Raw genomic sequence first — 8,244 nt, 5'->3', positions numbered from 1 at the left:
ACCCCTGGTCAGTATTGAAAATGTCCGGGGCGCCATAGCGCATGAGGGCATCCTGTAGCGCCTCGATACAGAACTCCACGTCCATCGTGTTCGACAGACGCCAGGACAGGATCTTGCGCGTGAACCAGTCCATGATCGCCACGAGATAGAGAAATCCCCGTTTCATGGGAATATATGTGATATCGGAACACCAGACTTGGTCAGGCCGATTGATGACCAGATCCCGTAGCAGATATGGATATTTCCGATGCTCCGGATGGGGCACGGTCGTGCGCGGCTTCTGGTAGATCGCCCGCAGGCCCATGATCGCCATGAGCCGCCGGACCCGCTTGCGGCCCACTTCATGTCCTAGGCGGCGCAGATGCCATGTCATCTGCCGTGAGCCATAATACGGCGTTTCCAGGAACTGGGCGTCGATCAGCCGCATCAACTCCAGATTGGCCTCGCTCTGTGGCACAGGCCGATAGTAGACGCCCGACCGGTTGAGTTGCAGCAGCGTGCATTGCCGGATTATCGGCAGACGCGCTCGCTTCGGGTCAATCATCTGCCGCCTCTGATCACGCCCAACCGAGCAGAGGCATCGCGTAAAAAATCCCGTTCCACGAGAAGTTCGCCTATCTTCGCGTGCAGTTTCTCCACATCAACTGGGCTGACCGGAGGCTCAGCCACCGTCTTCCCGGAAAAGGTCGCCGCCATCCCCTCGATCGCCTGCCGTTTCCACTGGGCGATCATCGTCTGATGTACCCCATGTTTCGAAGCCAGTTCCGCCAGCGTCAGTTCCCCACGGATCGCCTCCAGCGCAACCCGTGACTTGAACTCTGCCGCATACCGTTTCCGCGTAACCTTGCCCATAAAACCCGTCCTCGTTCAGGCCAGATGATAGCTTATCGCCCTGTCCGAAAAATGGGGACCACCTCTCATATACCCAAATCAGACTATATTTTTGTTGCTATTTGTTCGATATTTTCAAGTGCATTCTGGGCCGCCTGAATGTCGGTGTCAGGCGATGCTCCCTGTTTTTTCAACCGGCTCCTGCTGTCTTCTAGTAGCGCCTTCATCTGGTCAGATAACCCCTGAGCCGCTTGCGCAAAATCCTGATTATTCCTGTCCTGTGTGTTCGATGTTGATGAGGGTGTAGTGCTTTGCCTGCCATCGGATGAGGTGTTATTGCCTGCGTCGTCCATATTACTCTGTTGTGCTTGGGGTGTATCTTGTTGTGTCTGGGTGTCAGTCTGGGGCTCGGGGGAGGGCTGTGTGGCCGTCTGTGGTGCTGCCAGCACCGCATTGCCTACGGCGGCATCACCTCCACCGCTTTGCGTATATTGCGCTACGGCCGCAGCTAGTTGCCGCGCAAGCTGAGCCAGTTCCTGAGCCAGTGCCTTGGGGGACATTAAGGCTTTTAGCTGCATAAGCTGGCGCATCTGGGCTTTAAGGTTGTTAACCTGTTCTTCCGCCTGTTCTCTGGCGGTCGTATGGCCTGATTTGGCAAGCTGATCCAGCCGGGCCAAAGCCTCCTGCGCGGAGGCCAGATACGCGTTGGCCGTAGATGATGTGTTTGCAAGAAAATCAAGCCCGGCCTGAGATAATGTGATCTGCACGGGGGAAGTCGCCCCCGACAGGTCCGCGCTGGTGGTGGCGCTGCCCGTTGTGCTGGCACTGTCTGTGGGGGGTGAGTTCTGTGCCGTGGCGTAGGATATGCCCGATGAATTGAGGTTTGTGCTTGCGGGTTGGGTGGTGTTGAGTGTTGTCATCGGGTGGTCCTGCACTACGGAAAAGCCTGTGCAGGATGGCGGGAAGGGATTATTAAAAAGTTAATTGTGCTGGGCGGGGTGGTTGGGCTTTCCGCTTTCCGTATCATCTGTTTTTTTGTTGAAGGACAGAATGATGTTGAGCGCTATGGCGCTCAGGCAGCCCGTAACTACGGGGGATTGCAGCACGGATTGCGTCCATTCGGGCATAAAGCAGAAAAAATCGGGTTTCAGCACAATCGCCATAGCCAGAACAATACTGACCGAGGCAACAATAAACGGCCTGTTGCCCGGTTCCAGCCCAAGGGATGCCAGCATTTGTATGCCAACCATCATCAGGGTGCCAAAAATCATCAGCCCGGCCCCTCCTGCAACAGCAGGAGGGAGAGCCGCAACCGCTGTTGCCAGAAAAGGCGAAAGACCCAGAACGAACAATATGCCGCCAGCAAGGGCGACAATCCACCGGCTGCGTACCCCCGTAATGCTTAAAAGCGCTACGTTTTCGGAAAAAGCGGTGTAGGGGAAGGATCCCATAATCCCGCCCAGAAGTGTGGCCACACCATCCGCGCGCAAAAGTCTGCTCACCCGTTCTGGTGTGGCGGGGCGGTTGGTCATTTCCCCTACAACAACGGCATCTCCCACAGATTCAACCCATGTAATGGCAACAATCACGATCATGCTCAGTGATGGCATAAGGTGGAAGATCGGCCACCCCAGAGGGAACGGCGCAACCGGTGCCAGCAATGGGGGCATGCCACTGAGATGAGGCGATAGCTGACCCGCTAAAAACGCTACAACCAGACCAAGGCCCACGCCAATAATAACCGCAAGATTTTTAAAAACACCCCGTCCTGCAATGGACAAAGCAATGGCACAGGCAAATACGCTCATGGCGACAAGCATGTTCCTGCCCGCCTGCACTCCCGTGCCCGCGGCTATTTCATTTACCGCAACAGGCAAAAGGCTAAGCCCCATAATGGCCAGTGATGTGCCGACCACAATGGGTGGAAAAAGTTTCATCACATACCGGCCCAGAGGGGCTGCCAGTATTGCCACAAGCCCGGCAACGATAACCGCGCCATAGACCGTGCGTAGCCCTTCGTTCTGCTGGCTGTGGGCAAAGGTGGGGGAGGAGGCAATGCCAATCACACACGATACGGTTGCAAACGAAACACCCTGCATAAGCGGCAGGCGCGCACCCAGCCAGCGTGTGCCAATTGTTTGCAGCAATGTTGCAATGCCACTGGTTAACAGATCTGCCTGAATAAGGGTGGCCGTTTGTGCCGCAGGGAGTGCGAGCACGCGCCCGATGACCAGCGGAACGGTAATGGCCCCCATATACATGACCATAACGTGCTGTACGGCCAGTGGCAGCATGCGTGCTATGGGTAGAACCGCATCAACCCCGTTTGGGTCAGATGTTTTGCGGAGCTGTGGCATTGGGGCGCTCGCCATGGTCTTACCAGAACCCTTCATGCGCATGGGCGATCTGGGATTCCATGTCCTGCACAGGGCCAACCACCACCACCTTGCGTTGCCCTGCGTCAAAAACCTGCGTGCAGGGCATGTTCATGGTCAGATTTTCCGGGTTATCACCGGTCAGGGTTGCAAGGCGTTTTTCGGTCATGCCGTAAACAAGCCGCCCAATGCCTGCCCAGTAGAGGCTACCCGCGCACATGCAGCATGGCTCCACGGAGGTGACCAGTGTGCAGGTTGATAAAAACTCAGCCGTAAACAGGCCAGATGCCTTGCGTGCAACATTCAGCTCGGCATGGCCTGTGCCACGGTCCGTAGCGGCGGTATTGCCTGATTCAAGAAGGATTTTTCCATCAGCCGAAGCCAGCAGGGCACCAAACGGGTGATTACCCGCTTGTCTGCTCTCTTCGGAAATCTGGATAGTCCTTTCCAGTAACGCCCGGTCGGTGGTCGTAAGAGCGGGTGGCAGTAGGACCTCTGTGGACACGTTCGTGCTCCCATAAAAATACGCGGCAAGGAAGCTCTGGATATTAAGCATTGCGCTTTTGTTCTTATAGCGCAATGAATTGTCAACGGTGTTCTGATTTTTCATACACGCGGGAGATTTTGAAGAATGTCCGCCTTTTCGCGCGAGCTCCTCTCTTTTGTGGAAATCAGCCGCCACAACTCGGTCCGGCGTGCAGCAGAGGTGTTGAATGTTGCGTCATCAGCCCTGATCAGACAGATGCAGATGCTCGAGCGGGCCTTTGGGGCACCGTTAATGACCCGCACCCCCCAGGGCAGCAGTCTGACGGATGCGGGTAAAAAATTACGCGAACAGGCAACACAGTGGATCGATGCGGAGAGGCAGTTGCGGGCCATGATCTCGCAACCCAATACAACGCGCCTGCGTCTGGGTATTATGGAATGTCTTTTGCCGTTTGTTATGGCGCAACCGGAATTGCAGGTGCACACAACCGCCCTTAAAGTTATTGTGTCCGATACCAATAGCCTTATTCATCAACTCCGGATGGGGGAGTTGGATGTGGTTATTGCTTTTAACGTTATGGATGAGCAGGATATACTGATCCGAAAAAAGCGTGATTATGACATTGGTTTAATCACGTCGTCCGGTTTCGCTCCATCCGGGTCAAATGGTTCCGCTCTGCTGGCCGCCTGCGCTGATTTGCCCTTGTGCCTGCCAGATAGTTCCTTGTCCCTCTGGCCAAGGCTGGATGGAGAGTTCACGCGTATGCGTGTACAGCCACGGGTTTTGATGGACACCAACTCGGTCAGACTCATACGGGATTACATAAAGCGTGGTGAGTGCATGGGTTTTCTGACATGGCTGGACGTTGTTCACGATCTCTCGCAAGGGGATTTGTCCTTCCATGCCCTTGATAATCTGCGGTTGAGAGAAACATTATGCCTGTGTACGCGCCCCGATGTTGGGGAGTTTACGCCCGCCATGGCTGTTCTCTCGCGCATGTTTGATGCGTTGCCGCAAACGGGAACGCTCATGCCCACGTAAGTGCTTGCAACCTGTGGTATCTGTTATGGCGGGCTTGCTTGGGCCGGGGCTGATGCTGGCCCGGTGCCGATCCGCCAAGGCTGGCCGGTTAGGTCTGGGTGTGCCGGATATGGTATGATCTGCCAGAACGAACAGGAAATTGAGGGGCATGGACCATGCGTAAACAGCTTATAAGTCTTGTTCTTGGCAGCGCGCTTGTGGTGTGCGCGGTCCCTGTTCTGGCGCAGGATAATGAGGAGGACGGGGACTATAAGGCGTTGATGCAGAAGACAACAAACAACGCCAACGGGATCTGTATCGACTACCTCAATTCCGAGCATGAGGATTACTCGGGGGACAAGATGATAGAGTCCCGCCCCCCAGACGAGATTACAAAAGGTCTGTCCAAAGCCATAAGGGACGAATGCCAAAAACACCCCAAGGAGCGGGTGGGCAAGGCTGTAACCAATGTCAAAACAGCCTATGCGCGTGAATTGGCCCAAATTGTTAAAAAAATGAAAATCAATGATGACCCGATCAACACCAATGGTGGGTCCTAACCCGGCGGATTGCTCGACCCCCGCTGTGGATGATGGTCGGTGTTGAGGGGGCAGGTTCTTTTAAAAAACCATGCATACCCCGTAGTGCCCCATTGGGGCTTTCCCTCCAGCTCAGGCTGTTCCGTTCTGCGGAGGGAAAGAATTGGTCAGATATGCGAGAAAATGGATTTTTCCGGCAGGCGGGATTTGGGGAGCCGGGCATTGAAGTCGGCATCCGAGTGGTAGCCCAGAGCCACAATAACGGCCGGTGACAATCCTTTTTCCGCCAGTTCCAGTTCCGTGCTCAAAATGGCTGCGTCAAAGCCTTCCATGGGGGTGGCGTCCACGCCAAGCAGGGCTGCGGACAGCAGCAGAAAACCCTGTGCAATATAGGTCTGTTTTTGTGTCCATACAGGCACATCGCCTGCCTGCTCATGCAGTCCGACAAAGCCCGCGCGCCCTTTGTGCGCCTGTGCGCGGGCATCTGCATTGGCGTAGCGACCGTCCGCCTCCTCCTGATCAGAAAGAGTTTGCAGGTATTCGGGAGGGAGCGTATTGCGCGCGCTCAGAACAATAACGTGTGATGCATCCATGACCCGAGACGCATTAAAGGCAAAGGGACTACTGGTGGCCTTGGCGATCTGGGCTTTGCCTGCGTCATTATCGGCGACAAAAAAGTGCCAAGGCTGAGAGTTGACCGAGGAGGGGCTGTAACGCAGGGCTTCGAGCAGTTGCGCCACAACTGGTGCCGGTATCTTGCGCTCCGTGTCGTATGCCTTGGTTGTATGGCGGTGCGTGAGAGTGTGCAGAAGGTCCATGGTGTTGTCCTACGTTCCCCGGTGTTGTCCGTGCCTATGGCCCCCGCGCAGCAATGGACGTTGCGCGGCATGGGGCTGTGAGTGCGCCAGACGGTCTGTTGCTCCCGCCTAGAGTGGGTCGGATAGGGTGGGAGATCAAGAGGAAAGGGGGATGGTGGACCCGTGCGGCCCAATTACGGGTTGCATGGCAGGTGGCGGATTTTAGCCGACAACAATCCGGTCCCGCCCATTCTTTTTGGCCTGATACAGGGCGGCGTCGGCCTTACGAATAATGGCCGAGGTTTCCGTGCTCAGGGATTTGTCCCACATGGCAACCCCAAAGGACATGGTCGTTTTGCCAAGGGCGCGCCCGTTATAGTGCAGTTCCAGCCGGGACAGACTGGCCCGCAGGTCTTCCACCCGCTGGATCAGTGTGTGCAGCGGGTGCGATTTGGTAATGATCAGGAATTCCTCGCCCCCAAAGCGGCAGACAATGTCATTACTTCTGAAGGAATTCTGGATCTCGTTGGCAATCGTCCGTAGGACCATGTCCCCCGCATCATGCCCGAATTCATCGTTAATGTGCTTGAAGTGGTCGATATCGGCCATGATCAGGCCGAGTTCGGTGTTGTTCCTGCTGGCCGTGGCAATTTCGGCATTCAGTGTTTCTTCCATGTAACGGCGGTTGTACAGGCCCGTCAGCGGGTCATGGACTGTTTGTTCCAGCAGGTCTTTTTGCAGGTTCTGGTTCACCAGAGCGGAGGCTATGTTTTCCACCAGAGCGACAAGGCGGAAGCGATTTTCTTCTTCCACATGGCTTTGCAGGTACAAAAGCCCCACGACCTCGCCACTCGCGAACAGGGGTTCGCAATGGTAAATGCTGACATCACTTTCCACATGCTGGCAGACCACATCCCCTCCGGGGGAGGAGACAGAGTGGCTTTGCCCCAGCCGCAGCGCTCAGCATGATGAGGGGTGCAGACCCTCGCAGCCAACGGATGGGGCCCCCCATTGCGCTATGCGCTCAAGCTGGTTGGTGGTGTGGTTGTGGGTGTACAGTGCGCCGGGTATGCCGGGCAGCACACGCGGAACAAAAGCGCAGATAATGGCCGAAAGTTCATCACTGGTGCGGGCGGCCTGTAGTCGGTGGGCCATTTCGCCCAGCAGTTCCATGGCCTCGTTGTTGCGCTTGAGTTCTGTATTGGCCTTGAGCAGTTTCTGGTCGCTTGCTTCCTGCGCCTGCATGGCGGCGTCCAGCCGTTCGGCCATGGTGTTGTAACCTTGGGCCAGCATATCAAATTCGGTGCAGCCCATTTTGTCATCCACACGCACGGTGCGGTTGCCATTCCCGAAGTCGGACATGGCGCGCACGATCTGGCTGACCGAGCGGCGCATGCCGTTGAGCACAATATACAGCAGACCGTTCACCAGCAGGACAATAATCAGGCAGCCACCAATAACCAGCTTTCTGTTCCAACTGACATGCGCCTTGGCCGTGGCTTCACGCGTGATCAGCAGTTCCTGCTCGGTCTGGCGGATTTCGTCCGCTTTTTGGGCGATAATGGCCATGTCCACACGGCCCTGACCGATCACAACCCTCGACCGGGCTTCGTCAAACCGGCCTTGGCGGGCCAGGGCAATCTGCTTGGTCAGGGTGTCTATGCGTTCATTGGTGGCAATTTGCAGGCTTTGTGCCCGCTCGTGCTGTACCGGGTTATCCTGAACCAACTGCTCCAGCATGTTGACCTTGGATAAAGCGGAGGCGACCCGGTCGTCAAAATCCTTGGCGAAGGAGGGGTTCGTGGTCAGGAGGTAGCCACGTTCTTCCGCCTGTGCCTCGCGCAGGTCAGACAGGGTCTCGGAGACGACTTCGGTTATTTTTTGTCTGTGTGTGTTCCACTCAAAGCTGGCGATCATGCTGTTGGAGGCCGAGAGCAGCAGCCCCGAAAGGCAGACCAGATTAACGCTGACGATAGAGCCAACAAAAACGATCCGGGACGTAAGGGAATGAAGCAAAATAATCTCTTTTAATTATAAAATTTTGCATAAAATACAGAATATATTTTGTCTTTTCAATTCCGTTTTACGGCGTGTCGTCAGTTAAGCAGGATGATGATTGAGGCGAACTGCACGGCTGCGAGGAAGGTCGATTTCAGTTTATCGTAGCGGGTTGCGATAGCGCGAAACTGCTTGAG

Annotated in this window: 8 protein-coding genes and 2 pseudogenes; 2 read left to right on the top strand and 8 right to left on the bottom strand. The window is 55.7% G+C overall.

Going from position 1 to position 8,244, the window contains the following annotated elements; all coding sequences use genetic code 11:
* The 4 genes and pseudogenes from GOB86_RS14035 to GOB86_RS14020 form a co-directional block, all read right to left on the bottom strand.
* Positions 1–852, bottom strand: a pseudogene (locus tag GOB86_RS14035) (IS3 family transposase); the annotation flags it as partial.
* Between the two features lie 83 nt (positions 853–935).
* Positions 936–1,751 (bottom strand): hypothetical protein, encoded by an 816-nt coding sequence (locus GOB86_RS14030; protein WP_165993227.1) that lies wholly within the window; start codon positions 1,749–1,751, stop codon positions 936–938.
* A 60-nt stretch (positions 1,752–1,811) separates the two neighbouring features.
* The gene (locus GOB86_RS14025) at positions 1,812–3,203 is read right to left on the bottom strand and encodes a nucleobase:cation symporter-2 family protein (protein ID WP_165993225.1); all 1,392 of its coding nucleotides are present in this window, start codon (positions 3,201–3,203) and stop codon (positions 1,812–1,814) included.
* Between the two features lie 4 nt (positions 3,204–3,207).
* Positions 3,208–3,711 (bottom strand): nucleoside deaminase, encoded by a 504-nt coding sequence (locus GOB86_RS14020; RefSeq protein ID WP_253544459.1) that lies wholly within the window; start codon positions 3,709–3,711, stop codon positions 3,208–3,210.
* A gap of 126 nt (positions 3,712–3,837) precedes the next feature.
* Between GOB86_RS14020 and GOB86_RS14015 the strand changes: the two genes are divergently transcribed.
* Together GOB86_RS14015 and GOB86_RS14010 are read left to right on the top strand one after the other, a co-directional pair.
* Positions 3,838–4,734 carry a LysR family transcriptional regulator gene (locus GOB86_RS14015; RefSeq protein ID WP_165993221.1) on the top strand — a complete coding sequence of 299 codons (897 nt, stop codon included), beginning with the start codon at positions 3,838–3,840 and terminating at the stop codon, positions 4,732–4,734.
* Positions 4,735–4,889: 155 nt separating this feature from the next.
* Complete coding sequence (locus GOB86_RS14010; RefSeq protein ID WP_242012695.1) at positions 4,890–5,273, top strand: hypothetical protein; 384 nt, start codon at positions 4,890–4,892, stop codon at positions 5,271–5,273.
* A 146-nt stretch (positions 5,274–5,419) separates the two neighbouring features.
* Here the strand turns inward: GOB86_RS14010 and nfsB are convergent, their stop codons facing one another.
* The 4 genes and pseudogenes from nfsB to GOB86_RS13990 form a co-directional block, all read right to left on the bottom strand.
* Positions 5,420–6,070, bottom strand: coding sequence for an oxygen-insensitive NAD(P)H nitroreductase (gene nfsB / locus GOB86_RS14005; protein ID WP_165993220.1), 651 nt, complete (start codon positions 6,068–6,070; stop codon positions 5,420–5,422).
* A 201-nt stretch (positions 6,071–6,271) separates the two neighbouring features.
* Positions 6,272–6,961, bottom strand: a complete 690-nt coding sequence (locus tag GOB86_RS14000) for a diguanylate cyclase (protein WP_165993218.1) — start codon at positions 6,959–6,961, stop codon at positions 6,272–6,274.
* Between the two features lie 48 nt (positions 6,962–7,009).
* Positions 7,010–8,065 carry a CHASE3 domain-containing protein gene (locus GOB86_RS13995; RefSeq protein ID WP_165993216.1) on the bottom strand — a complete coding sequence of 352 codons (1,056 nt, stop codon included), beginning with the start codon at positions 8,063–8,065 and terminating at the stop codon, positions 7,010–7,012.
* Positions 8,066–8,145: 80 nt separating this feature from the next.
* A pseudogene (locus GOB86_RS13990) lies at positions 8,146–8,244 on the bottom strand (IS5/IS1182 family transposase); the annotation flags it as partial.

Source organism: Acetobacter lambici (assembly GCF_011516885.1).
Classification (GTDB): Bacteria; Pseudomonadota; Alphaproteobacteria; order Acetobacterales; family Acetobacteraceae; genus Acetobacter; species Acetobacter lambici.
This window is presented reverse-complemented; position numbering and strand designations above follow the sequence as displayed.

Bases quoted from the DNA above. Each gene is read 5' to 3' on its own strand.
- GOB86_RS14030 (WP_165993227.1), bottom strand. From the start codon at position 1,751: ATGACAACACTCAACACCACCCAACCCGCAAGCACAAACCTCAATTCA.
- GOB86_RS14025 (WP_165993225.1), bottom strand. From the start codon at position 3,203: ATGGCGAGCGCCCCAATGCCACAGCTCCGCAAAACATCTGACCCAAAC.
- GOB86_RS14015 (WP_165993221.1), top strand. From the start codon at position 3,838: ATGTCCGCCTTTTCGCGCGAGCTCCTCTCTTTTGTGGAAATCAGCCGC.
- GOB86_RS14010 (WP_242012695.1), top strand. From the start codon at position 4,890: ATGCGTAAACAGCTTATAAGTCTTGTTCTTGGCAGCGCGCTTGTGGTG.
- nfsB (WP_165993220.1), bottom strand. From the start codon at position 6,070: ATGGACCTTCTGCACACTCTCACGCACCGCCATACAACCAAGGCATAC.